The organism is Pseudomonas sp. WAC2, assembly GCF_030403525.1.
GTDB lineage: Bacteria > Pseudomonadota > Gammaproteobacteria > Pseudomonadales > Pseudomonadaceae > Chryseomonas > Chryseomonas luteola.
On sequence record NZ_JAUEPD010000008.1, the window covers coordinates 147606 to 170265 of the forward strand.

The following is a 22660-nucleotide window of genomic DNA, read 5'->3' on the forward strand; positions in this document are numbered from 1 at the left end:
TTTGATTTAGGCTGGTTATAGCGCTTTAGGGTTAATTTAAAGTGCTTTGCGAGCTTGTGCGGGCAGTAGTTTGATCTAGAGCATTAATTAATCCACTGGAATTATAAGGATTAATTCCGTTAGATAAATTGGCGCTTTCTTTTTGACAGTAATTTTTTGAAATAAAACAAGCAACTAGGAACTTTTTAAACTAGCTTTGTGTCCTACAGCACGATTGTGAACGCGTTATGTCTGTAGGCAATCGCCAAGGCCTTGCTGCCAACTAATTCAAACTCCTAGTTACGACATATGCAGCGCTTTCTCTTCTGTTCGCTGCATACCTACCACTTCTGAAAGGATTCGTTCGTATGTCCAACCTCCAAGTAAAACGTGTCGGCGTTGTCGGAACAGGCATGATTTCCCGCTGCTTTGTAAGGTTGATTGCAAAGCATTATAAAGACCTGGTTATTTCCAAGGTCTTTACTCGCCGTAGCCTGAACACTATTTCGGATTTTCCACTTCCTGAGTGCCTGACCAATTCGCTGGATGAGGTGTTGGACAATTCCGACCTTATCGTTGAATGCAGTGGTGATGTCTACCACGGTACAGAGGTCATCGAGCGCGCCTTTCAGGCAGGTTTGCAGGTGGTGACCATCAATGCTGAACTGCAGGTCACCACAGGCTCCTATCTGGCCGGAAAAGGCTTCCTGACAGAGGCTGAAGGAGATCAGCCGGGTTCGTTGGCTGCCTTGCATGAAGATGCCATACAGATGGGCTTCAAACCCCTCGTATACGGCAACATGAAGGGCTATCTGAACCTGGACCCTAAGCCGGAAGACATGGCGTACTGGGCCAAGCGCCAGGGTATCAGTATCGATCAGACAACCTCGTTTACCGATGGCACCAAGGTGCAGATCGAACAGGTAGTCGTAGGCAACGGCTTCGGCGCTACTATTACGCGTCAGGGACTGGAAGGCCTCAAATCCACTAACTTGAACGAGACGGCCAATGTGTTGGCTCAGATGGCTGAGCAGCTGGGTCAGCCTATCGTCGACTATGTCGTACCGAGCGGTTATCCTGCTGGCGGCGTGTTTGTGGTGTGCCGCCATGATGAAGATCAGGCACCTGCGATCGAATACTTCAAGTTGGGTGCTGGTCCTTACTATGTGCTCGTTCGTCCTTACCATCTCTGCTCGTTGGAGGTCGGCAAGACGATTCGCCGTGTGGTCGCGGGTGGTGGCGTTTTGCTGAACAACTCGACGACTCCCACATTGAGTGTCGCTGCTGTCGTTAAGAACCCGATGAAGGCAGGTGACATCATCGAACGTGGTATTGGTGGCTTCCAAGTGCGCGGTGAGGCCGTCAAGATTGCGGAAAACCCTGATCATCTACCGATCGGCTTGCTGAAGCATTCCGTCCTCAAACGTGCTGTTGCGCCGGGCCAGGTGATTACGTTTGATGACATCGAACTTGTGCCTAGCCGTGCATTGGACATTGTTATTGAACAACATCGAGCCGTTATTCAGGCTCAAATGCCGGGCCTGTTGAATGCCAACGAACCTCGCAAGGCATTTCCTTTCGGCAAAGGGCTTGATGAAGGTTTTGGAACTATCCCAGTTGTTTAATTAAGCGCTGAAGAAACCCTGTAATGCGGCAAGCATTACAGGGTTTTTTATTGTCTGCGCTTTTACAGTAGTTAGAGACGGACACATATCTGCTTAATAAATTACTACTGGTTTTGGTTTGTTAAAGGCCGAAGCAGCGGCTTGGTAAATTATAAGATGCTCTCAAATTCTGTTTATCGGGTTAAAGATATATGCTGGCTTAAAGGCAATAAAAAACCGGCTGTAATAGAGCCGGTTATTTATAAGGATGCAAAGAGATCAGATTGAGCCGTTAGGTAGGGCTTCCGTGGTAGCTTCTTTCTTGCGGGTCAAGCGTTTACCTATCGCTACGCCTTTGAGTTCTATGTACTGGTAGGTATATCGGGAGACCAGTACTACGGTAATGAGCTGTGCCAAGACAACCAGATCATCCGTTACAGCGCCACCAGTCGTGATGTATTTGATCAGATCTGCCGGAGTGTCATGCGACGGCAGCATCGTTGTAAGTTCTTTGCCTGTTACTTTGGACAATACGATGGCAGCACTTTTGAATATATAAAGAATAGCGGCGTGAGTCATGTAGATTGAAAAAGACAGGTTACCCAACTTTACAAAGTATTCACCTTGCAGGATGCGTGAGACAGAGCCTTTTTCGAACGAGAAGACCAGAATCAGGCAGCAGAACAGTACGCTTGCAATAATACCCTTGTACTCAAGATGAGAGACGATAACGGCATAGGTAATGCCAACGCTGAGTACTTCAAGCACCGTAAAGCTTAATGCGCTGAGTTGAAAATCCTTGATCTTGGTAAAGATGACATACGTGCAGGCGCCGGCAAAAAAGCAGGAGCAGCCTCTGAGGATGCCCGTTTTAAGAGGCGACTCCGGCAGGCACAGGACAATGAACGAGAGCAGGGAAATTAGCGCAAAGATCTTGAGATGGCCTCTGCGAGCCAGAATCAGAATAGCCCCAAAGAGGAGGTACATGTAGTACTCAATACTAATGCTCCAAGAGGGGTAATTGAATGAGCCTGTAATGGTGTTATTGAGCCAGGCCTGAACCAGCAGGAGATTAGGGAGAAACTCGTGAGGCGCCGTTGCGCCGGAAAAGGCACCGTCATTGAAGTGCAGGCCTTTGCGCTCAGCCAGGTACTTTCCGCATTCCAGCGCTACATAGACTCCAAGCATCGTGAGATGCAGAGGGTAGAGGCGCAGGGTTCTATTGATGAAAAAGTTCTTGTAGTCGGTGAGACTGGAAAGTCTATGACCATAGGTGTGGTAGAGGACAAAGCCGCTAAGCACAAAAAAGAATTCGACAAAAAGGTAAGCGTTGGTAAACAGGCTCATTTCCGCAAAGCTGTTTACAACGTACGTATGAAAAAGAACAACAGCCAAAGCACAAAGGCCACGAAAGCTATCGAGTACGGTAAATCTTCTCATCAGACTGTCTCGTCCTTACCAGTCATAGTCGATATTCATGCTTCGGTAAAAGCCGGATGGCCTTTACTTTCCTTGAAGTAAGCTGCCGCCTAGAGCGAAGTGGCGACCCCGCAGGCGTACCGGAAAGCAGCCTGTTTGACGGCGTGGTCACAGCTATCTAGAAGAGGTTATTTCAAGGTAACAAAAACGAACGTTACGAAGTGATGAATAGAACTCATTGCTTGCGTTTCACGTGGCGGTACAACGTCGATCAATCAGATATGCGACACCGCTAGAATTATTAGGTTAGCCACCTAAGCGTTAGCCTGATCTTTGATCACTTTGGCCTAGCAAGTTCAGCCGGAAGGGTAAAAAGGCGAAATATTTTTTCGCAATTGAAAGGTTGTTTTTTATGAGTTTTTCGATTTGCCTGGAAATGGTGCTTTCCGTTGAGTAAGGCAGCCGACAGTGATCCGCCGGCTGCTGTCGAGTTACAGCATGCGCACTTTGAAAGAGCGCCCCTTTATTTTGCCCTCGCTTAACCGCTTCAGGGCCTGACGTGCTGTGTCGCGCTCGATGGCAACATAGGCCTGATAGTCATGAACGGTGATCTTTCCGACCTTGTCTCCGGGAATACCTGCTTCACCTGTCAAAGCGCCCAGGACGTCGCCAGGTCTGACTTTTTCCTTACGGCCGCCAGCAATGCAAAGTGTGACCGTGGGAGGTACCAAAGGGGCAGGGTTCTCCAGCGTCAGCGTATCGATGGACTGCCAATTCAGCGGCGCCTTTTGTTTGTCCTCAATGGCTTGCGCGCGACCGGCCTCTGCAGGTGCTACCAGGGAGAAGGCCATGCCGGTTTCGCCAGCCCGGCCGCTTCGGCCGATTCGATGAATGTGGATATCGGCATCACGGGACAGCTCCACATTGATGACAGCTTCAAGGCCGGCGATATCGATTCCACGGGCAGCCACGTCAGTTGCTACCAGAACCGTGCAACTGCGATTGGCAAACTGTACAAGAACCTGATCGCGGTCGCGCTGCTCCATATCCCCGTGCAAGGCCAGCGCGGAGATCTTGTTCGCCTTCAGGTAGTCGACAACCTCTTGGCATTGCTGGCGCGTATGACAGAACGCAACGCAAGACTGAGGCCGAAAATGCTGAAGCAGCTGAAGAACCGCCTGAAGTCGCTGGCGCGGGTCTATTTCATAGAAACGTTGCTCGATACGGGTATCGTCATGTAACGCTTCGACCTTGATGGTCTTGGGGTTGCGTAGAAAGTTACTCGCTAGCTGTTCGATGCCTGAGGGGTAGGTCGCAGAAAACAGCAGGGTTTGGCGTCGTGTCGGGGTCTGGCCAAGGATGTCGGCGATAGCGTCATGAAAGCCCATATCCAGCATCCGGTCCGCTTCATCGAGTACAGCGACATTCAGCCCTTCAAGAGAAAGCGTCCCTTTGCGCAGATGCTCTTGAATACGGCCCGGTGTTCCAACGATCACATGAGCGCCGTGTTCGAGCGAAGCGATTTGTGGTCCGAAAGGGACCCCGCCACATAACGTCAGCACCTTGATGTTGTCGGCTGATCGCGCCAGCCTGCGTATTTCCTGAGCGACCTGATCTGCCAGCTCACGTGTAGGACAGAGTACCAGTGCCTGACAGCCGAAATATCGGGTATTAAGGCCATTCAGCAGACCCAGACCAAAGGCGGCCGTTTTACCCGAGCCGGTCTTGGCCTGGGCGATAAGGTCTTCCCCTTTCAGGATAACCGGCAAGCTCAGGGCCTGGATGGGGGTCATCTGCTGATAACCCAGCGACTCCAGGTTGCCGAGCAGTGCATCGGAAAGTGAAAGGGTGGTAAAGGAGGTAGCGGTCACGGAGGGCCTGCAGCATGCAAAATAAAACGTGCAGTGTAACAGGCCGCTCGATGGGGGCTAATGCGGTTGGTCGCAAGAGATAGCCGTCAGGCGTGTCCGCTGGTGGCCGTTTCCCGCAGGGCGGCAACCTGCTGCGGCAGTTGATCCATATGGCTGATCAGCGCTGTCACGCCCAGGCGTCTAAGTGTTTCACCGTGCTCGGGAGGAATGTGGCTTGCACCTGTAAAACCGATCACGCGCATGCCGGCAGCCAGCGCTGCGCGAACGCCCGTGGCGCTGTCCTCGATCACCAGGCAGTTTTCCGGTGATACGCCCATGGTACGGGCGGCCAGCAGATAGACATCGGGTGCCGGCTTGGGATGCTCCACCATATCCGCGCTGAAGATATGACCGGCAACGCGCTCGGTCAGCCCTGCACGCGCCACGGAGGATACTACGCTGTGGCGTTGGCTATTTGAGGCAACGGCCAGCGGCAGGTCAATGCGTTCGAGAGCCTCTTTGACACCGGGTATGGGCTCGACTTGCGTTGCAATCAGCTGCTCGGCGCGAGTGCGAATATCCTTGTAAATGCCTTCAGGGAGGGTAATGCCAAAGCGCTCTTCAACCCGCTGGATAATATCGCGCGTCGTCAGTCCGAACGTACCCTCAAGCAATTTTTCGAGCTCCGTTCTGGGGGCGTGACGGCTCAACTCGTCCATGACTATGCGCTCCGACAGGATTTCACTGTCGACAAGTACGCCATCACAGTCGCTGATGAGTAGTTCGATCACGTGTGGTTTCATCAAAGACGTCCTTAGTGCGGCTGACCAGTATGGCCGCAGACAAGAGGAGGGGACACTGAGCCTGTCTGGATAACAGGTCGTTTGCAAACAGCGCTCCGCTGATCATTGGCTTGCACTGCTGGGTTGCCTGCCACGTTGTACATGAGACAGGAGACAAATTATTTAAAGTGAGGCTAGGGTATGGGCAAAAGGCACTGCCTCGACGTAGTGTAATCGCTTCTGCCTTGTTCATGGATTGTGTCTCCACGCGGAGACAGGACTCTCGGCTGTGAAAAACAGGCCTTAATGGCTCTGGAACCGCCTCATTAGAAGGGCTTGCACAGAAAAAGTTTTGCAGCCGCGAGCGTTAGGGCCTTTTGGTGTGGAGCCTTGGGATGAGCCATGATGCGCCGTGCGTATCGGCTTGCAAGCCGGCAGAATTGTTTGGAGATGCAACACGGTTGGCGGCGCTGCACAGGACGCAGCTTTTGGATACGCCACCGGAAGAGGGATTTGACCGGCTGACCGCCATGGCGGCTCGCCTGTTGGGCGTGCCCATCGCGTTTATATCACTGGTGGATAACCGACGTGCCTTTTTAAAAAGTCAGTATGGCCTGCCGGATTTTCTGGCCAGTCACTGGGAACGATCGGCCTATGCGCTGGGTGAATGTATCCTGGCTGAAAGGGTGCCGCTGATTATCGATGCTGCTGCACAGCATCCTGTGGCTGCATCTTTGACGATGCTTCCCACTGGAACAGGTGCCTTTTTAGCCGTGCCGCTCAAGGACAGTGATGGAGAGCTGCTGGGCTATTTTGCTGTTGCCGATCAGTGTTCCCGACTCTGGTGTCCCCGCGATTTGGAGCTTTTGGGCGAGCTGGCCTACTCAGCGACACGTGAAATCAAACTGCGTCTGGCGGTTCAGGAGGTGCGTCAGCATGCCCGGTGCGCCCGTATTGCCGTTCGGGCGCGTGAAGAGCTGCTGGCGGTCGTGGCGCACGATCTGCGAACGCCTTTATCGGTGTTGACCATGGCGTTCAGCCTGTTCGACGGGGTCGCCTTGAATAAGCGGCAGCGCGAAGTGGTTAGCCATGCACAAAAAGCCAGTGGTCATATGGGCAAGCTGATCGATGAGCTGCTTGAAATCTCTCAGATGGAGCAAAGCCAGCTGGAGCTTCGGCTCGCCTTGCTCGATCCGCACAAGCTCCTGGAAGACGCCGTTGCGATGCTGCAGCCGTTGGCCGAGCGGAGCGGCATACGCTTGCTGACGTCCTGTGAGCAGGAGCTGCCAGTCATCAAGGGGGATTACGAACGCCTGCTGCGCGTCTTTTCCAATCTGGTGAGCAATTCCGTGAAGTTCAGTCAGCCCGGCTCGACGGTCTGGGTATCGGTCGTTCGTGAGGCGCAGGGGGTGCGCTTTACGGTCAGTGACAACGGGCCCGGTATTGCTGAAAGCGATCTGCCATTTATTTTTGATCGCTACTGGCAGGTTAAAAAGCGTGAACACCAGGGGGTTGGCCTGGGGCTGGCAATCGTGAAAACCATTGTCGAGGCGCATGGCGGTACGATCCAGGCCAGCAGTACTTTGGGTGAGGGCAGCGATTTCTGTTTTCATCTGCCGCTGGCATAAAGCCGTCTTAGAGACTACATACTTAAGAAGATCCTGTTCATTGCATTGTCATGCCGGTAGGGAGGCTCTATGCGTGTCCTCACCTTTTGTTGCCTGGCTTTGACCTGGTCGTGCTCGCTCCTAGCCTGGGCCAGCCCTCCACTTCGACTGGTTGGAAACCACTGGGAGCCGTATGTTATGACTTCGCCGGCTGGTCAGGGCTTGGCTGTCGATATCGTCAGGACAGCCCTTGGCCGCTCCGGATACGAGACAACGTTTCGTGAGGAGCCCTGGGAGCGGGTGCTGTATGGCATACAAAATGGCTCCCATGATGTGATTGTCGACATCTGGTATGCGCCCGAGCGAGAGCGCCTGGGGCAGTTTTCCAAGCCCTTCCTGGCAAACCGCCTACGCTTTATCGCATTGAAAACGCGCGCGATTACCTTTTCCACGCTGGAAGATTTGAGGCCGTACCGGTTGGCCGTCGTACGGGGATATGCCTATTCGAAAGAGTTCGATCAGGATCGAACCCTGGACAAGGTCGCGGTTGCCGATTTCGAGCAGGCTTTGAGAATGCTGTTGGCGGGACGTGTCGATCTGGCAATCGAAGAGGAGCATGTGGCCAGGCGTGTGATCGAGCGCGTGGCCAGTGCTCAATCGTCCCGGCTTCAGTTTCTGGACAAGCCGCTGGCGGAAAAAGGCCTGCATATGTTGGTATCGGAAGATCATCCTGAGCAGGAAAAAATCATTGCTCAGTTTGACGATACGATCGAGCGGATGAAGGCAGATGGTACCTATGCCGACATTTTTGCCCGCTACGACCTGGCGTGGCCGCCAACTCAGCAGGTCAGTGACATAGCGTCATGCCACGCCCGCTGCGCTTTGCCTGATAAAGACACTGGTCGGCCACGTGAAGTGCCGGCTCCAGCGCCTGGGTCTGCAAGTTGGCAACCCCGGCACTAAAGGACAGCAGGGGTGCGTTAGGCAGGTAATTGAGCCGGGTGCAGAGTTTGCGGAAGATATCCAGGCGTCTGGCCAGCTCCTGTTCGCTTGACTGGCTCACCAGTGCGAATTCCTCTCCGCCCAGGCGGCCAATGATGTCTTGCGGAAAATGTGTTCGCAGGGCATGGGCAAACGCTATCAAGGCGGTGTCGCCACCGGCATGTCCCATCTGATCGTTGATGTTCTTGAAGAAATCAATATCCAGCAGGGCAATACTAATGGGTTGCGACTGGGCTTGCGCCAGACTGATGTGCAGCTCGGCTTTTTCCTGAAAGGCTCGCCGGTTCAGGAGGTTGGTGAGTGAGTCATAACGGGCTGCCTGTTGTAACGCCCTTAGCAAGTCGCGTCGCTCGAGCATGGCCATGACACGGCAGTTGAGTTCTTCCGGGCAGAAGGGTTTGCGTAGGAAGTCGTCGGCGCCGTGCTTGATGAAGCGTGCGCTAAGGATACCCTGTGGATCAGCCGAAACCCCCAGGATCAGCAGGTCGTGCCGTTTGAGCTGCTGACGCAGGCGCTTGACTAGCTCGAAGCCCAACAGGCCGGGCATGTCATGGTCCAGGATCAGCAGGTCGATATCGTTTTGCGCCTGAAGAACCCTGAGCGTCTCGTTCCCATCCGTACTCTGCAGCGGCTGAAACAGCTGTGATGAGAGCACCCGACACATGTAGTGCCGCGAGACGCAGGAGTCCTCCGCAACCAGTATCTTGACGTTCTGATTCTGGACCAGCCGATGCAGGAGTCGCAGCACATAGTCATAGGAGTACTGGCTCTCCTTGATAATGTAGTCGACGACGCCCTTGTTGATGAGCTCATCGCGATGACGCTCATCGTAGCGACCGGTCAGGACAATGCAGGGCACCTTGTGGGCAAGGATGACATCCACGACCTCGCCGTTGGGCGAGTCGGGCAGGTTCAGGTCGGCTATGGCAGCAAAGAACTGACCGGGGCTGGTCTCCAGAAGAAGTTCAGCCTCGGCCAGCGATGCGCAGAATACCGGTTCGAACAAGGGCTCCTGTCGAAAGAGGTGCGACAAAAGCTTGAGGACCAGTTGGCTATCTTCTACGACCAGAATATTACGCACGAAATGGATTCCCGAAGTGGTGCTCATCAAGCATGGCATATGTCCAAAAACACGCTTATTTAGTGTTTCTATAGACATGTCATGCTAGGAGAAGTAAACCTGATGACGGCGTTGACTGCGCCGTTGATCGCGTCTGAAGTACCGGTTGTCCCGTTTGCGACAGGCGGCTTTCGTGTAATCGCTTTCGTAATAAATTTATCGTAGAGTTCAAACCACTGTGTTTGCTTGGGTCGCTGTTGATCGTGACCTAAGGCGGTAGGTTTCCACGTGGCCCCGTCCTGCTCGATTGGTGTTTCTCCTTGCAACGCAGTCTCTGGCGAATGGTCTGATGGCGCATCGTTCAGGGCAATAAAAGCTTTAATAACAAAACCCGATTTACCAAGGAGCAACATCTTCATGTCGAATCGTCAGAACGGCACCGTCAAGTGGTTCAACGAAACCAAAGGCTATGGCTTCATTACTCCTGAAAGCGGTCCCGACGTTTTCGTTCACTTCCGTGCCATCGAAGGCAATGGTTTCAAGACCCTGGCAGAAGGCCAGCGCGTCAGCTTCGAAGTTGTGCAAGGCCAGAAAGGCATGCAGGCTGAGCACGTTCAGGTGGTCTGACCGCTGAGCGCCGAAGCAAAAAACCCGAGAATGCTCTCGGGTTTTTTTATGCTGCTGAATCATCAGGCCTCTGCGCTCTGCGGGCTCTTTTCCGGCTCCTCAACGCGATGCGAAGGCGCCTTGCGGTCAGGATTGCCTGGAAGCTGCCCGAAAATTGCTGCGGCCAGAATAGAGAGCAGCCCAACGCTGAGGTAGGTGGCATGGAAGGCGGACAGCACATCGGTATCTGCGTAATCATCCTTGAACCCACCCAGCAAGGCAGCGGCGCAGGCGACGCCAAAGCTCATCGACAGCTGCATGACCACGGACAGAAGACTGTTGCCGCTACTGGCCTGCTCATCGCGTAGATCGATCAGCGTCACGGTGTTCATGGCGGTGAACTGCATCGAATTGACCGCGCCCAGAAGGCCCAGGTGAATCAGCAGCAGTGGATAAGGCGTCTCCGTGGTGATTAGGCTCAGGCTGGCAATCATGCAGCCCAGTAAAATGGTATTGCCGATCAGTAATCGGCGATAGCCCAGGCGGTCGATGATCGGCTTGGCGATGGGCTTGACCAGCATTGCCGACAGCGCAAGCGGAATCATGGTCATACCTGCCTTGGCCGGTGGAAAACTCATGCCCACTTGAAGCAGCAGAGGCGTCAGAAAGGGCAGCGAGCCACTGCCCAGGCGAGCAAACAGATTACCAAATATGCCAACGGCAAAACTGCGGGTGCGGAACAGTTGCGGCGAGAAGAGCGGACGCTCGATACGCAAGGCTCGCAGCCAGTAGGCGATCATGCAGGCGAGGCCGCCCACCAGCAGCAGAACCACCCGGGCATGGGGCATATGAAGCTCGCCCAAACCCTCCAGGGCAACCGATATCAGGATCATTGCCGCGCCGAACAGCAGGAATCCAAACCCGTCGAAGCGCATGGGAATGGGGCTGCGCAGATCAGGCATCAGTTTTGAGGTGACATAACAGCCCAACAAGCCTACCGGCAGGTTGATCAGAAAGATCCAGTGCCAGGAGGTTGCTTCCACTAGCCAGCCGCCTAGGGTAGGGCCGGTCAGCGGGCCGATCAGACCCGGCACGGTGACGAAGCTGAGTATTCGCACCAACTCGGTACGAGGATAAGCCCGCAGGATGACGAGCCGCCCGACTGGCAGCATCAGCGAGCCTCCCAGACCTTGAATGACGCGGGCGGCGATCAACAAGGGGAGCGAAGGGGACAATGCACATAACAGTGAGCCAAAAGTGAACAAAGCGATGGCGCTGAAAAAGACCCGCCGTGTTCCGAAGCGATCGGCGATCCAGCCTGAGGCCGGAATCAGCAGCGCGACCGTCAGCATGTAGGCGATCACGACGCCCTGCATGCGCAACGGATCTTCATTGAGATCATGTGCCATGCTGGGAAGTGCAGTATTGAGGATCGTGGCGTCGAGCGATTGCATGAAGAATGCAATGGCAACCAGCCAGGGCAAATAGCGAGCGGTACGGGCATCGAGTAGCGAAGCGGACATGAGTGATCGTACTTCCTTTGTGGCCAAAGGGTTGGAACGCAGGACGCCTCAAGCGTTCTGCCCATGTCGCGAAGGGAAATGCCTGAACACCTGGTGGGCCGCCTGACGATGCAGGCGACCCACCAGAGTTGTCAACGGGAGGTGTCGATCTGGCTGACAGGCTTGATGGGACTGATCAACTGCAGTTGCTGACGGTACTCATCCGTGATCTGGCTCGCCTGACTGTTGCTGGTGATTACACGTGGTGTGATCAGAACGATCAGCTCCGTACGGTTCTTGCTACGCGTGGTGTTGCCAAAGAGCCAATGCAGGCCTGGAATACGGCTCAGGTACGGCACGCTGTTGTCGCTTTCCGCGTCGTTCTGCTGGATCAGGCCACCCAGCAGAACGGTCTGGCCACTCTGTACAGCGACCTGGGTCGTGACGGCGCGTGTTGAAATCGACGGGTTGCCGTTGCTGTCCGTACGGGTTCCGGTATCACTGCTGACCTGCTGCTGGATGTCCATGTAGACAAGGCCGCCCGGATTGATACGGGGCACAACATCAAGAATGACACCCGTCTGGATGTACTGAACGCTATTGAAGGTCAGATCGCTCGTTGTGTTGACTGAGGTCTGGCTGATCGGGATGTTGTCACCCACCTGGATCTGGGCTTCCTGGTTGTTCATGACCACCAGCGAGGGTGCAGAAAGCACACGCGTATTGCCGTTGGTCTCGAGCGCATGCAGTGCAACCTGCAGGTTGTTGCTGACAAATGAGTAGAAGAGGGCATCGGTACTGCCGAGTCCTGCGCCGCCTCGTCCCAGCGCTCCTTGGCTACCAGATGCGTTCACTACACTGTTGGTCACGTTGCCATTCGAGTCGGTGACAGGTGAATTACCGGCCAGCCGCCCCAGGTACCATTGCACACCCAGGCTCAGGCTGCCGGTCAGGCTGACCTCAAGGATGCGGGTTTCGATCTGGACCTGCATCGGAGGATTGTCCAGGCGGCGAATGGCTGATTGGATCTCGTTCCATTGCGAGGGCCGCGCACGAATCAGGAGCTGGTTGCTGCTCTTCTGCGCAGTGATCCGGACGCCTGTATCGTTATTGCCGTTCTGATTGTTGGTACTGCTTGAGCTGCTGTCTTCACTGTCGTTGTCCGAGCCAGTACCCGTGCCGTTTCCACGAGTGCTACCCAAACCGCCGCCCGTGCCGTTGTTGCCTCCGATACCGCTGTTGCTGTTCAGGCCGCCACCAATACCGTTGCTCAGGCCTTGGCTGCTACCGATGGTGTTGCCACCCGTACTGTTGCCGCCGATACCGTTGCCAAAGCCATTGCTGGTCGACAGGGTGGTGGTACGCAAACCCGGCGCGACTTTGGCTTCCGGCTCTTCATTAACGGCCTCGTTGCTATAGATCTGACGCAGATACCGCGAGAGGTCGGTCGCTTTCATGTTGCGTACGTCGTACACATACATCTGCGGCTCGTTGCCGCCGCCCTTATCGATGGTCTCGATCCACTGACGAACTTCGTTCAGATATTCAGGCTGTGAAGAAATGGCCACCACCGCATTGGTGCGTTCGATCGGCAGGAAGCGGAGCATACCGGCCAGCGGGGTGCCGCTCTGCGGGCCGAACAGGCGATCCAGCTCCGGCATCAGCTCTGCCACACTGGCGCGCTGCAGGCCAAAGACACCGATAGACATGCCCTTCAACCAGTTCACATCAAAGGTACTGATGGTTCGCTGATAATTGGCAAGCTCGTCAGGCGTACCGGCAAGCGCGATGACATTGCGTGAGGGGTCCACCAGCAGGAAAGCGTTTTCGCGGGCAAAGGGCTTGAGCAGCTTCTGCATTTCCGTGGCGGAAATATAGTCCAGCTGGAACAGGCGGGCAGACAGGCCACTGCCTGGCTCCGGCATCTGTAGCGCCGGCACCATGCGGCCTGCCACGGCCTGGTTGGCTGGTACAACCATGTAGCGATCGCCTTCACGCACCAGGGCGTTATTGGTCCAGGATAGCAACGTCTCCAGGATCGACAGGGCTTCGGTCTTTGCAACGGGCTTGGACGTGGAGAAAGTGACCTCACCCTTTACGTCCTGCGCGATGGTGTAGTTCACCTGAAGCAGATCGCCCAGGATACTGTTGATCACTGCTCGAATCGGCTGGTTGTTGAAGTTGAATACTACACCGCCGTCCGGCGCGGCTGACGGTTTGGCGGCAGGTGTCACTCGACTGTTGATGAAGCGGTTATCACCACGAATGATCTGACTGCGGGCCGGTGTACGGGGGTTATCGCCCGTTTCGGCCGAGCTGGGTACATTGGGCGAGGGCTCTCTTACCAAGGGGCGTTGGCTGCCTGTTCCAGCCAGACCTTCACGCAGCAGGGCATCGTCTTGCTGCGTATCGGTGGCCGGTGAGATACAACCTGCCAGCAAGGTGGCGGTGGCCATGCAGGCCAGGGGGTAACGCAAGGTCACGATTGTAGTGCTCCTGATAATAGGGGGCGGCCGCGTCGGCCACTGAATCCGGTTCCGTATCAATCTTCGCTATCGGAGTCGTCATCCTCTTCCGGGAACGTTTCCGTGGTAGAGCTGGGCGCATCGGCGGCTGGGGCCGACACACCGTCAAGAGGTGCCTTTTCGATCACGAGCGGCAAGCTTTGCTGACGATCACCAGAGACAAATACCGCCTTGTTGGCAGCCACGGACTCCAGCTTCCAGCCGTTGGGCAGTGCCTTGCCCCGGGTAACGCTGAGCGCCTTGCCTGAGTTGTCCTTGAGCAGGGCCAGCTGCAGCGAGTCGGTCAGGATAATGCCGGTCAGCACATAGCCTGTAAGGTAAGTCGGCTGACCCGGCGCGGCCATTTTCTGATCAGACTGGCGGTCCGGGCTGAACAAGGGCTGCTGCCAGGTATTGGCATACGCATCCAAGGGCGGTGCGTTCGGCAGCTCCGGCGATCTGACAGTTGCAGGCGAGTGCTGTGCTTCAAGGGGAGGCAGCCATTGTACGTTACGGCCAATGCCCAACGCGAACATGACCAGAAGCGCGGCCGATAGTCCCGTAATCAGGACGAGCCAGGGGGTGAGGCGACGCTGATCAGCGGCGTTCATGTCGGGTCATCCGAATCCGTGTTTTCGTTATCGTCCATACCGGCTTTACGCTGCATGTAGCCAGTGACAAGCATCTGGACTTCAAGCCTGCCGGCACCACCCTTGGGCGGCGCATCCTCATGACGCTCGACGCGCAGCTCCTCTACGAAAAGGAAAGGGCGATCGTTTTCAATGTCGTACAGGATGGCTTCCAGCGGCTCGATGGCGCAGCTGAGGTTGAAGCTGACCTTGACCTGGGCATAGGGCTCATCGCCAGGGTTGCCGGCGATGGGCGTGCGGTTGAGCAATTCACAGCCGGCGCCGTCCAGCTTGTGCGACTCGATCAGTTCAGCCGTATGTTGCATCAGGTTGGCTGCTACGGCGCTGGGGTCGTCACCGGGCAGCAGGCTGTCACTTCCAGCGTTTCGCTCCTGTGCGGTTTCGAGCTGGCGCTGCAAGGGTTCACGCTGGGCCTGCAGCGCGGCATACCGGCGCTGGGTCTGACGGAGCTGCTCCATTTCGTCGTTCATGGCCTGCTGGGGCGCGACGAACCACCATTCCAGACAAATCCAGTACAGCACATACAACGCGAACGCCAGAACGGCCAGCGCGGCGATGCGACTTTCACGGGGTGTCAGTGACCGGCGCATTGCTGGCTTCCTCCCGACGCAGGTGGGCGAGCAGGTAGAAGCGCTCTTTCTTGGTGTTTTCGTCTGGCTGGATGACGCCTTGGAACTGCGCACCGGTAAGCGAGTGACAATTTTTCATCTCGCCAATCAAGGCGCCAGCCTTCTGGCTCTGGCCGGCCAGATTGACCTGTCCGTCTCCTTCAACGGACAGCTCCGTCAGCCAAGTGTCTTTGGGCAGGCACTGAGTCAGCTCGCTAAGCATCACGCTCAGCGGCGGAGTACCCGCCTTACGCTCCGTCAGGTAGCGAGTAGCGCCCAGGCCATTCTGTATCTGCTGGCGCAGGCTTTCGATCTCCTGGGCGCCGGCACGAAGCTGGCTGACCTCATGACGCATGGCTTCGAGCGCAACGGCGCGGTTATACAACCAGACCTGCATGGCTGCGAATGTCAAAGCGATAGCCAGGACTGCAAGACCAATGTTCAGCTGACGCCTCGGATTCTTGCGAAGCTGACGGCGTTCGGCTGGCAACAGGTTAATACCCAGGCGCCCCCCTTCAGGCTGTTGCACATCGATCTCGTCGGGACGAATGCCCTGCGCCTGCAGGCGCTCCAGTAATGGATCGAGGCGATCCTTCAGTACGGTGGCAACCGTCACACGGAGCGGCTGCTTGGGCTGGCTTGGCCAGCGGCGGACCGCATAATAGACCTGACTGGCCTTAAAAGGGGTATGGCGATCCATCTCGAAGGCGACAGCCGCCATGACGTCCTGGGCTGCGCCAGCAGGTAGATTGATAGTTCTGACCAGCGCCTGCCGAGGCGATAACAGCAGAACGCAGCGTTCTGTACCCAGCGAATCGGCGCTGGTTAATGGATGCTCACCCTCCGCCGAGTGAAGCCAGGCTTCTTCATTGTCCCAGCGGATGATCTGTTCATGTTCGCTTCGCTCGAACAGGCTGCGTAGGCGAGGGGGCAGGCAGGCCCGAAGTTCGGTAAACCACCAGTTGAAAAAGCGGGGAAACACGGAGGCGTGCCATTGCGCTTGAAAGGCATTCACGGCAGGGCGCAGGCTATTGGGCCATTCCAGTCGAATTGTTTTCATTCTTGCCAGCGCAGCACGCGGTAAGGTTGCATGTTGCTATCCGTTGGGTTGAGTAAAAGGGTCACGTTCAAGGCAGAGCGGAAACCATTGTCCAGTTCAGCCTGGCTATACACACTCAATACCTGCCCTGGATCTTCTCCCTCCAGGGAAATGATGTTCTTCTGGCCCATGGCTTGGCGTATGGGTGGCGCTGCAAAGCTCACAACCGGCTGATCGTACCCGCTCCAGACGGTGATGTAGGGCTCCAGGCGAGTAAACATCGCATTGTCCATGCCGGGGAGTTGAATCAATTCCTCCAGAGTTCGCATGGGCGTCGGATCCGTCCCGTTCTGACGGGCTTGCAAGGCTGCCGCGACTTGCTTCGCTTGTCCAGCCGGAACGCCCAACGCAGTCGCCACTTTGATGAACAAGGCGGATGAGGTGCTGTTAAGATCCAGCTTTCCCAGCTCGCTGCGCACTTGAATGGTCAGGCGCATGCGGTCGAATTCGAGTTGATAGGGGCGGCCATCCGCAATCCAGCGCTGCTCTCGTTGAAGACCTGTCAGATGCTGGACAGCCAGGGCCAGACCTGCTTCTGCCGCAAGATGCGCCCTGGCATCCTGAAGCTGATGGACGCTCTGTTTGTTTTCCAGGCGTACTGCGGTTACGACGCCGGCCATGACCAGACTGAGCAGTGCCAGTGCCCATAGCGTAATGAGCAGCGCTACCCCGTGTTGCCGCTTCACTGCAGAGACCCCATGCTGTTTGAGTTGCCCAGGTCGAGGCGTACGGCGACCTGTAGAGGCGGCCAGGCAATGGGGCCATCGGCCGTCAGGTCAACCCTGACCCGCTGGGGCAGGTGCTGCGGCCAGGGCCATCGCGGCAGCCAGTCCGTAGGTTGTCCGTTCTGGTCAAGGCCGCTATAGGAAAAGCGCAGGTTTCTGACCTGCCGTAACAGACGCTGGGGCTCTCCCCAGGGTTCGGTGCGGTTGTTTCCAACAATCTTGGTGAAGTCGACCTGTAGCCATTGGTCTCGGCTGTCACCGGCCAGGCGGAGCGTCTGGATATGAATACCGCCTCCGAGATGTGAAGGCAGCGTTGCGATAAAGCGCATCTCCTGTGGCTCGCCGATAAACACCATTCCCTGCCCAGTGGGGGTGCGCTGGATCGACAGCGGAAGGGCTTGCTGCAGTTCGCGACGTAAAAAATTCTGTGTAGAGCGCAGCTCATCCAATCGGGCGCTGTACTGCTCGCTGCGAGCCAATGTCCGATTGGCGCTGATGAGGGCAGAGCCGATCAGGACCAGCAGGATACCCAGCAGGCTGATAGCCAGCAGGACTTCCAGCAAGGTGAAGCCGCGCATTGAGGCTTTCATTGCGAAACCTCGGATATACCCTGCAGCCTTAATGTGCTGAAGCGCTCCTGATGCCGGCCCGCCGTCAATGACAAGTCCAGGCGATACAGCTGACTGGTCGTTGCGGCGCCCGCTTTACTGATATCCAGCTTCCAACGTGTACCGTCAGGCAATGAACCCTGGCTGGAGCCTGGCTTCAGAGGGCGATGGACCGTGTCGTCCAGTAGCGAGCGGGCCGTCAAGGCCATCTGGGTCGCTCGGCTGTCCTTCAGCAAGGCATGGGTGGCTTGGCCAATGCCTCCCATCAATACGAAAAAGGTGACGGCGAGCAATGCCACGGCTGCCAGCAATTCCAGCAAGGTAAAGCCACCCTCTGAACGGGGCCTGCGCTGTCCCGTCACGGGTTTACCTCTTGCCATTTGACGGTGCCGGTCAGCCAGGCGATATCGACGCGCCAGGCACGTCCATCCTTTTCCAGCCTGACATTTCCACCGGTTGAGCTGCCATCTGGAAAGAAGGCGATGGCGGTCCTGCGACCTGTACTCAGGTCAGCCGCTGTGGTTACCCGCATGCGCATGCCCTTGGGCAGCGACTGAGGACGCCGGCCGGGTTGTTGGTATCGCTGGTTGGCAAGATCGAAATTTAGTGTAGTGGTCTGACCGGTTGTGATGGCCTGGGTGCGTACGGCACGCAGTGCCAGGGTCAGATCACGACCGGCCTCGCGGGATCGAACACTGTCGAGTCCGCGGGTAACGCCAAAGGAGACCAGGGTCAGACCAATGGCGACCAGGATGATGACAACGATCAGCTCAAGAAGTGTAAAGCCGCGCTGCGATGTCCGGCCCTGTAAGCGCATACCGTTCGAGACGGTGCGTAGGGCACGGGTACAGGAGGGCTGGCGCGGCATGACACTCTTTATTCCCAGTTGCCAACGTCGGCGCTGTAGCCTTCGCCGCCTGGCTGTCCGTCCTGACCATAAAAGATCAGGTCAAACGAACCGTGCTGACCGGGCGAGCGATAGCCGAACTCATGGCCGAACGGGTCCTGCAAGTCCGAGGGCTTGGCATAAGGGCCATTCCAGTTACGAGCGTTGGCTGGCTTGGTAGTGAGTTGTTGCAGATTCTTGGGCGGTGCGCCGACATCCAGGGCATAGTTTTCGATCTTCATGCTCAGGCTGGCCAGCTGAGCCTTGCCAGCGCCGTACTTGCCTTTATCGACGTTACCACCGACCTGGCGGACCACAATGGTGGCCACGATACCAAGCAGTACGATAACAGCCAGCATTTCAAGCAGGGTAAAACCGCCGCTGCGGTGGGGGAGGGAGCGCATTTTTCTAGTCATAAACAAGGCTCGTTACGGTTAGATGTTACTGGTGAGGCTCATCAGCGGGAGCATGATGGCCAACATGATGAAGGCCACAAGTACGGCCATGACAATGGTCAGGCTGGGTACCAGTGCCGCAAGGAGTCGATCGATACCACGTTTGGCTTCGGCATCAAAGACGTCGGCGACTTTGATCAGCATGGTATCGAGCTGGCCGGATTCTTCGCCGACCTGAATCATTTGCAGTGACAACTGAGGCAGCAGCTTGCTGGTGCTGAGCGCAGCGGCCAGTGAGCCGCCGTCCTTAACCTGGTCGGCCGCCTGCGAAACGGCGCCCTGCAAGGCATGGTTTGAGCAGACCTGGCGGCCAATCGACAGCGCGGTCAGCAGCGGAACGCCATTGGTCAGCAGGGTGCCGAGTGTTCTGGCTAGCCGCGCGGTCTCCAACCGCTGTACAAGGGGTCCCATCATCCGAATGCTCAGCATCCGGCGATCCCAGCGGATACGGCGTTCCGGATCACGAAGGCGGGCGCCGGTGAACCAGATGAGCGCAACCAGAACCGCCAGCAGCAATAGGCCATATTGCGAAAGAAACTGGCCCATCCAGAGTACGGACTGGGTCATGAACGGTACAGGAACGCCTAAATCAGCGAAGATCGGGACAAACTGGGGTACGACATACGCCATCAGCAAGGCCAGTGAACCGAGCACACCAACGACCAGGAAGGCGGGGTAGATCAGGGCGTTGATCACTTCGCCACGCAAGGCCTGCGAGCGCTCGAGGTATTGAGCGAGCTGCGCCAGGGTTTCCTCCAGCGAGCCACCGGCTTCGCCTGCACGGACCATGCTGATATAGAGCTGCGAAAATTGCCCGCCTTCTTCGGAGAGCGCGGCGGAAAGCGGCTTGCCGCCCTTAACGCGCTCACGGATACGCTCGATCAGTCGGCGGGATTTATCTTCCGTTGGCTGGCTGAGCAGAATATTCAAGGCGCGATCGAGCGGCTGCCCTGCACCCAGGAGTGTGGCCAGCTGCTGGGTAAACTGGGCAAGTCCGACCCCGCTTAACGGGTCTCGATTGAACCAGGCACGCCAACCCTGTGAGGCATTGCCTTGCGCGGGCGTGACCTGCAGGACCAGAAGTCCACGATCCTGCAACTGGCTGACAGCTTCATCCTGGCCGGCGGCTTCCAGATGGCCGGTAACAGACTCACCGGCCGCATCCAGTGCGCGATAGCGAAACTGGGCCATGCTCAGTCTCCGCTCGTCACACGCAGGACCTCTTCCAAGGTAGTCGTACCTGCCAGCGCCTGGCGCAGCCCGTCTTCGTACAGGGTATACATGCCTTCTGCGCGAGCGGCCTGTTCCAGTGTCGCGGCATCGGCGCGCTGCATGAGCAGGCTGCGGAGCGTATCGCTCATGACCAGCAGTTCGCTGATGGCACTACGACCACGGTAGCCCTCATTGGGTGGCAAGTCGCGACGTGGCCTGTACAGGCGGATCGGGCGTTCATCCGTGTATTTTTCGAGTTCATATTCCCTGATAACTTCCGGAAGCGGCTCATAGGCTTCTGACAACGCTGGATCCAGGCGGCGCACCAGGCGCTGGGCCAGAATGCCATTGATTGTAGAAGCTAGCAGATAGTCTTCCACCCCCATGTCCAAAAGACGCGTGATGCTGCCCGCCGCACTGTTGGTATGCAGTGTCGAAAGCACCAGGTGACCGGTCAGGGAAGACTGAATGGCGATACGGCAGGTTTCCAGGTCGCGCATTTCACCGATCATGATGACATCCGGGTCCTGGCGCACGATGGAGCGCAGGGCGCCGGCGAAATCCAGGCCAATGGACGGCTTTACCTGGATCTGATTGATGCCCTCGATCTGGTATTCGACCGGGTCTTCTACGGTAATGATCTTGCGCTCGGCGGTGTTCAGGCGCGACAGCGCGGTATACAGCGTGGTGGTCTTACCCGAACCAGTAGGGCCGGTGACCAGCAGAATACCGTGGGGTCGCTCCAGCACGCTCAGGAAGTTGTCCAGTGACTTGCCGGCAAAGCCCAGGGTATCAAAATCGAAACTCACCGATTCGCGATCGAGCAGACGCATTACCACTGACTCGCCAAAGCTGGTCGGAACGGTGGATACCCGCAGGTCCAGCTCCTTGCCCTGGATACGCAACATGATGCGGCCATCCTGGGGGAGACGGCGCTCGGCAATGTCGAGCTTGGCCATGATCTTGACGCGTGAGATCACCGCTGCCGTTGAGCTGGAAGGCGGCGCTTCGGACTCATGCAGTACGCCATCGATGCGATAACGTACCTTGAGCCGATTTTCAAAAGGCTCAATGTGGATATCCGAGGCGCGGTTTTCTACAGCGCGCTGGATAATCAGGTTCACCAGGCGAATCACAGGCGCTTCTGAGGCCAGATCCTTCAAGTGCTCGATGTCGTCTTCCGAGTTAGCCTGGGCGTCGAGGTTTTCCACGATGGTACCCATGGCCGAGCGGCCCTGACCGTAATAACGCTCGATCAGGTTTTCGATGTCGCTGCGAAGCCCTATGGACAGCCGAGCCGCGCGGCCACAGGCGTACTCAAGCGCCTCGATGGCATAACGCTCGGCGGGATTGGCCACCAACAGATGGATCTGACCGTTACTGTCCTGCCCCAGCGGCACGATCTGATGCTGTTTTAGAAAGCGTGTGGAGACGTCGAGCGGGTCTTCCAGGATTTCTGGCGCATCGCTTTCCAGAACCAGCGGAACGTCCAGTAGTGATGCCCACGCATGCGCCATGTCTCGCTCGGATACCATGCCCAGGCGCAGCAGCAGATGGCTGAAGCTTTCTCCAGAGGGGGTTTCGTGAAGACGGCGGGCCCGCTCCAGATCGCCAGGCTTGAGCTTTCCCTGGGTGACCAGCCATTCGCATACAGCATCGTCACCCGGCTTGTGGGAATCCACAGACGTGAGCGGTGGCTCGTTCATAGGCACCGAGGGCAGCGAAGCGCTCTGGGAAGGGCTGCGTTCAGCCGTGGTCGACGAGGCGGGTTGGAGTAGGTTCATGGTTATAGGCGGTAGCGTAGAAAGCAGTGGGCGTTGGCTAAACGAGAAAACAAAGCCTAACGGATGATAATCGCACCGTTAAATGAACACTTAGTGTACAGATGGACGCTTAATAATACGTGTTTGCTGCTGTAACCCACCGAAATTGGCTGTGAGCCAAATCGCTTTTTAGCTGCAAAGTTACTTCTATTACCTGTTTTTAGCTGAACAAAGGCTGACAAAAGGGCAAGAGGCGCTTCGTCGGTTTTGTCTCAGAAGGACATGTCAACGGAAGGGGGTATTAGCGAGCATCCAAGCCGCTCTGAATAGAACCTGAGCGCTTAGTCAGCCAATGTCGTTGTATTCGCAAGTCTCGAAGCTGGAGCTGGAGCTGGCCGAAAGCGCCTGCCTCATTTAACGGCAGGCGCTTGAACGCTGAGCAGTGCTTATTTGGTGCTCAGGGCATTCGGGTTGGACACGCCGTCAGGACGACCACCTTTGGTGTCCTGCTCCTGTTTGGCTTTCTGGGCGGCCTTGCTGTTGTGCTCCTGTTGCATCAGGCCGTTGGAGGTGCCGGACGCTTGAGTGGCAGTGGCTGAGTCTTCAGCCGCCAGGGCGCATCCTGTTACAGCAAAACCTGCTACCAGGCATAGGCTGGAGATAAACTTTTTCATTACGCTCTCACTCTTCAAATAAATATCTGCCTGAGTTAGGTAGATATATTTAGCTAATTTCTTCT

General features: G+C 56.5%; 22 protein-coding genes. 4 read left to right on the forward strand and 18 right to left on the reverse strand.

Translation table 11 applies throughout. The annotated features are described in order from the left end of the window. Positions 1–392 precede the first annotated feature (392 nt). Positions 393–1604 (forward strand): NAD(P)-dependent oxidoreductase, encoded by a 1212-nt coding sequence (locus QWJ10_RS17515; protein ID WP_289928704.1) that lies wholly within the window; start codon positions 393–395, stop codon positions 1602–1604. A gap of 258 nt (positions 1605–1862) precedes the next feature. Here QWJ10_RS17515 and QWJ10_RS17520 read toward each other — a convergent pair whose 3' ends face one another. The 3 genes from QWJ10_RS17520 to QWJ10_RS17530 form a co-directional block, all read right to left on the reverse strand. Further along, a complete protein-coding gene (locus QWJ10_RS17520; RefSeq protein WP_289928431.1) occupies positions 1863–3023 on the reverse strand; it encodes an acyltransferase in 1161 nt (386 codons plus the stop codon). A gap of 470 nt (positions 3024–3493) precedes the next feature. Continuing rightward, positions 3494–4873, reverse strand: a complete 1380-nt coding sequence (dbpA, locus tag QWJ10_RS17525; protein ID WP_010796089.1) for an ATP-dependent RNA helicase DbpA — start codon at positions 4871–4873, stop codon at positions 3494–3496. 86 nt (positions 4874–4959) lie between these two features. Continuing rightward, the gene (locus QWJ10_RS17530; protein WP_289928433.1) at positions 4960–5655 is read right to left on the reverse strand and encodes an HAD family hydrolase; all 696 of its coding nucleotides are present in this window, start codon (positions 5653–5655) and stop codon (positions 4960–4962) included. A gap of 374 nt (positions 5656–6029) precedes the next feature. Here QWJ10_RS17530 and QWJ10_RS17535 point away from each other — a divergent pair, with 374 nt between their 5' ends. Then, entirely contained in the window at positions 6030–7262 is a 1233-nt protein-coding gene (locus QWJ10_RS17535) for a HAMP domain-containing sensor histidine kinase (protein ID WP_289928435.1), read from the forward strand. A 69-nt stretch (positions 7263–7331) separates the two neighbouring features. Then, positions 7332–8204 carry a transporter substrate-binding domain-containing protein gene (locus QWJ10_RS17540; protein WP_289928437.1) on the forward strand — a complete coding sequence of 291 codons (873 nt, stop codon included), beginning with the start codon at positions 7332–7334 and terminating at the stop codon, positions 8202–8204. Here the strand turns inward: QWJ10_RS17540 and QWJ10_RS17545 are convergent. Next, positions 8089–9324: a diguanylate cyclase gene (locus QWJ10_RS17545; protein WP_289928706.1), complete on the reverse strand. Its 1236-nt coding sequence runs from the start codon at positions 9322–9324 to the stop codon at positions 8089–8091. The two genes, QWJ10_RS17540 and QWJ10_RS17545, sit on opposite strands and share 116 nt — an antisense overlap. A gap of 68 nt (positions 9325–9392) precedes the next feature. Continuing rightward, positions 9393–9722 carry a hypothetical protein gene (locus QWJ10_RS17550; protein WP_289928439.1) on the reverse strand — a complete coding sequence of 110 codons (330 nt, stop codon included), beginning with the start codon at positions 9720–9722 and terminating at the stop codon, positions 9393–9395. Between QWJ10_RS17550 and QWJ10_RS17555 the strand changes: the two genes are divergently transcribed. Beyond that, positions 9721–9930, forward strand: a complete 210-nt coding sequence (locus QWJ10_RS17555; protein ID WP_010796083.1) for a cold-shock protein — start codon at positions 9721–9723, stop codon at positions 9928–9930. The two genes, QWJ10_RS17550 and QWJ10_RS17555, sit on opposite strands and share 2 nt — an antisense overlap. A 62-nt stretch (positions 9931–9992) precedes the next feature. Here the strand turns inward: QWJ10_RS17555 and mdtD are convergent, their stop codons facing one another. The 13 genes from mdtD to QWJ10_RS17620 form a co-directional block, all read right to left on the reverse strand. Next, a complete protein-coding gene (mdtD, locus tag QWJ10_RS17560; protein ID WP_289928441.1) occupies positions 9993–11432 on the reverse strand; it encodes a multidrug transporter subunit MdtD in 1440 nt (479 codons plus the stop codon). A 131-nt stretch (positions 11433–11563) separates the two neighbouring features. After that, entirely contained in the window at positions 11564–13867 is a 2304-nt protein-coding gene (gene gspD / locus QWJ10_RS17565) for a type II secretion system secretin GspD (RefSeq protein ID WP_289928708.1), read from the reverse strand. A gap of 86 nt (positions 13868–13953) precedes the next feature. Beyond that, a complete protein-coding gene (locus tag QWJ10_RS17570; RefSeq protein ID WP_289928443.1) occupies positions 13954–14526 on the reverse strand; it encodes a hypothetical protein in 573 nt (190 codons plus the stop codon). Beyond that, complete coding sequence (gspM, locus tag QWJ10_RS17575) at positions 14523–15155, reverse strand: type II secretion system protein GspM (protein WP_010796079.1); 633 nt, start codon at positions 15153–15155, stop codon at positions 14523–14525. Before gspM ends, QWJ10_RS17570 begins: the two co-directional genes overlap by 4 nt. Then, on the reverse strand, positions 15130–16233 hold the full coding sequence (locus QWJ10_RS17580) for a PilN domain-containing protein (protein ID WP_289928446.1): 1104 nt from the start codon (positions 16231–16233) through the stop codon (positions 15130–15132). The genes gspM and QWJ10_RS17580 overlap by 26 nt, the downstream gene beginning before the upstream one ends. Next, the gene (locus tag QWJ10_RS17585; RefSeq protein ID WP_289928450.1) at positions 16230–16958 is read right to left on the reverse strand and encodes a type II secretion system protein GspK; all 729 of its coding nucleotides are present in this window, start codon (positions 16956–16958) and stop codon (positions 16230–16232) included. The genes QWJ10_RS17580 and QWJ10_RS17585 overlap by 4 nt, the downstream gene beginning before the upstream one ends. Beyond that, positions 16955–17587 (reverse strand): prepilin-type N-terminal cleavage/methylation domain-containing protein, encoded by a 633-nt coding sequence (locus tag QWJ10_RS17590; protein ID WP_289928452.1) that lies wholly within the window; start codon positions 17585–17587, stop codon positions 16955–16957. Before QWJ10_RS17590 ends, QWJ10_RS17585 begins: the two co-directional genes overlap by 4 nt. Then, the gene (locus QWJ10_RS17595; RefSeq protein WP_162997576.1) at positions 17584–17967 is read right to left on the reverse strand and encodes a prepilin-type N-terminal cleavage/methylation domain-containing protein; all 384 of its coding nucleotides are present in this window, start codon (positions 17965–17967) and stop codon (positions 17584–17586) included. The genes QWJ10_RS17590 and QWJ10_RS17595 overlap by 4 nt, the downstream gene beginning before the upstream one ends. After that, positions 17964–18473, reverse strand: coding sequence for a GspH/FimT family pseudopilin (locus QWJ10_RS17600; protein ID WP_010796074.1), 510 nt, complete (start codon positions 18471–18473; stop codon positions 17964–17966). The genes QWJ10_RS17595 and QWJ10_RS17600 overlap by 4 nt, the downstream gene beginning before the upstream one ends. Positions 18474–18481: 8 nt before the next feature. Next, the gene (gene gspG, locus QWJ10_RS17605) at positions 18482–18907 is read right to left on the reverse strand and encodes a type II secretion system major pseudopilin GspG (RefSeq protein WP_122041411.1); all 426 of its coding nucleotides are present in this window, start codon (positions 18905–18907) and stop codon (positions 18482–18484) included. Between the two features lie 18 nt (positions 18908–18925). Further along, on the reverse strand, positions 18926–20137 hold the full coding sequence (gene gspF / locus QWJ10_RS17610) for a type II secretion system inner membrane protein GspF (RefSeq protein ID WP_289928456.1): 1212 nt from the start codon (positions 20135–20137) through the stop codon (positions 18926–18928). Positions 20138–20139: 2 nt separating this feature from the next. Continuing rightward, entirely contained in the window at positions 20140–21864 is a 1725-nt protein-coding gene (gene gspE, locus QWJ10_RS17615) for a type II secretion system ATPase GspE (RefSeq protein WP_289928710.1), read from the reverse strand. 503 nt (positions 21865–22367) lie between these two features. Continuing rightward, a complete protein-coding gene (locus QWJ10_RS17620) occupies positions 22368–22595 on the reverse strand; it encodes a hypothetical protein (RefSeq protein WP_019367344.1) in 228 nt (75 codons plus the stop codon). Positions 22596–22660: the final 65 nt, after the last annotated feature.

Coding starts and splice junctions, on each gene's coding strand:
- QWJ10_RS17515 (WP_289928704.1), top strand. CDS start 393: ATGATTTCCCGCTGCTTTGTAAGGTTGATTGCAAAGCATTATAAAGAC.
- QWJ10_RS17520 (WP_289928431.1), bottom strand. CDS start 3,023: ATGAGAAGATTTACCGTACTCGATAGCTTTCGTGGCCTTTGTGCTTTG.
- QWJ10_RS17530 (WP_289928433.1), bottom strand. CDS start 5,655: ATGAAACCACACGTGATCGAACTACTCATCAGCGACTGTGATGGCGTA.
- QWJ10_RS17535 (WP_289928435.1), top strand. CDS start 6,030: ATGAGCCATGATGCGCCGTGCGTATCGGCTTGCAAGCCGGCAGAATTG.
- QWJ10_RS17540 (WP_289928437.1), top strand. CDS start 7,332: ATGCGTGTCCTCACCTTTTGTTGCCTGGCTTTGACCTGGTCGTGCTCG.
- QWJ10_RS17555 (WP_010796083.1), top strand. CDS start 9,721: ATGTCGAATCGTCAGAACGGCACCGTCAAGTGGTTCAACGAAACCAAA.
- QWJ10_RS17550 (WP_289928439.1), bottom strand. CDS start 9,722: ATGAAGATGTTGCTCCTTGGTAAATCGGGTTTTGTTATTAAAGCTTTT.
- mdtD (WP_289928441.1), bottom strand. CDS start 11,432: ATGTCCGCTTCGCTACTCGATGCCCGTACCGCTCGCTATTTGCCCTGG.
- gspD (WP_289928708.1), bottom strand. CDS start 13,867: ATGGCCACCGCCACCTTGCTGGCAGGTTGTATCTCACCGGCCACCGAT.
- QWJ10_RS17570 (WP_289928443.1), bottom strand. CDS start 14,526: ATGAACGCCGCTGATCAGCGTCGCCTCACCCCCTGGCTCGTCCTGATT.
- gspM (WP_010796079.1), bottom strand. CDS start 15,155: ATGCGCCGGTCACTGACACCCCGTGAAAGTCGCATCGCCGCGCTGGCC.
- QWJ10_RS17580 (WP_289928446.1), bottom strand. CDS start 16,233: ATGAAAACAATTCGACTGGAATGGCCCAATAGCCTGCGCCCTGCCGTG.
- QWJ10_RS17590 (WP_289928452.1), bottom strand. CDS start 17,587: ATGAAAGCCTCAATGCGCGGCTTCACCTTGCTGGAAGTCCTGCTGGCT.
- QWJ10_RS17600 (WP_010796074.1), bottom strand. CDS start 18,473: ATGCCGCGCCAGCCCTCCTGTACCCGTGCCCTACGCACCGTCTCGAAC.
- gspG (WP_122041411.1), bottom strand. CDS start 18,907: ATGACTAGAAAAATGCGCTCCCTCCCCCACCGCAGCGGCGGTTTTACC.
- gspF (WP_289928456.1), bottom strand. CDS start 20,137: ATGGCCCAGTTTCGCTATCGCGCACTGGATGCGGCCGGTGAGTCTGTT.
- gspE (WP_289928710.1), bottom strand. CDS start 21,864: ATGAACGAGCCACCGCTCACGTCTGTGGATTCCCACAAGCCGGGTGAC.
- QWJ10_RS17620 (WP_019367344.1), bottom strand. CDS start 22,595: ATGAAAAAGTTTATCTCCAGCCTATGCCTGGTAGCAGGTTTTGCTGTA.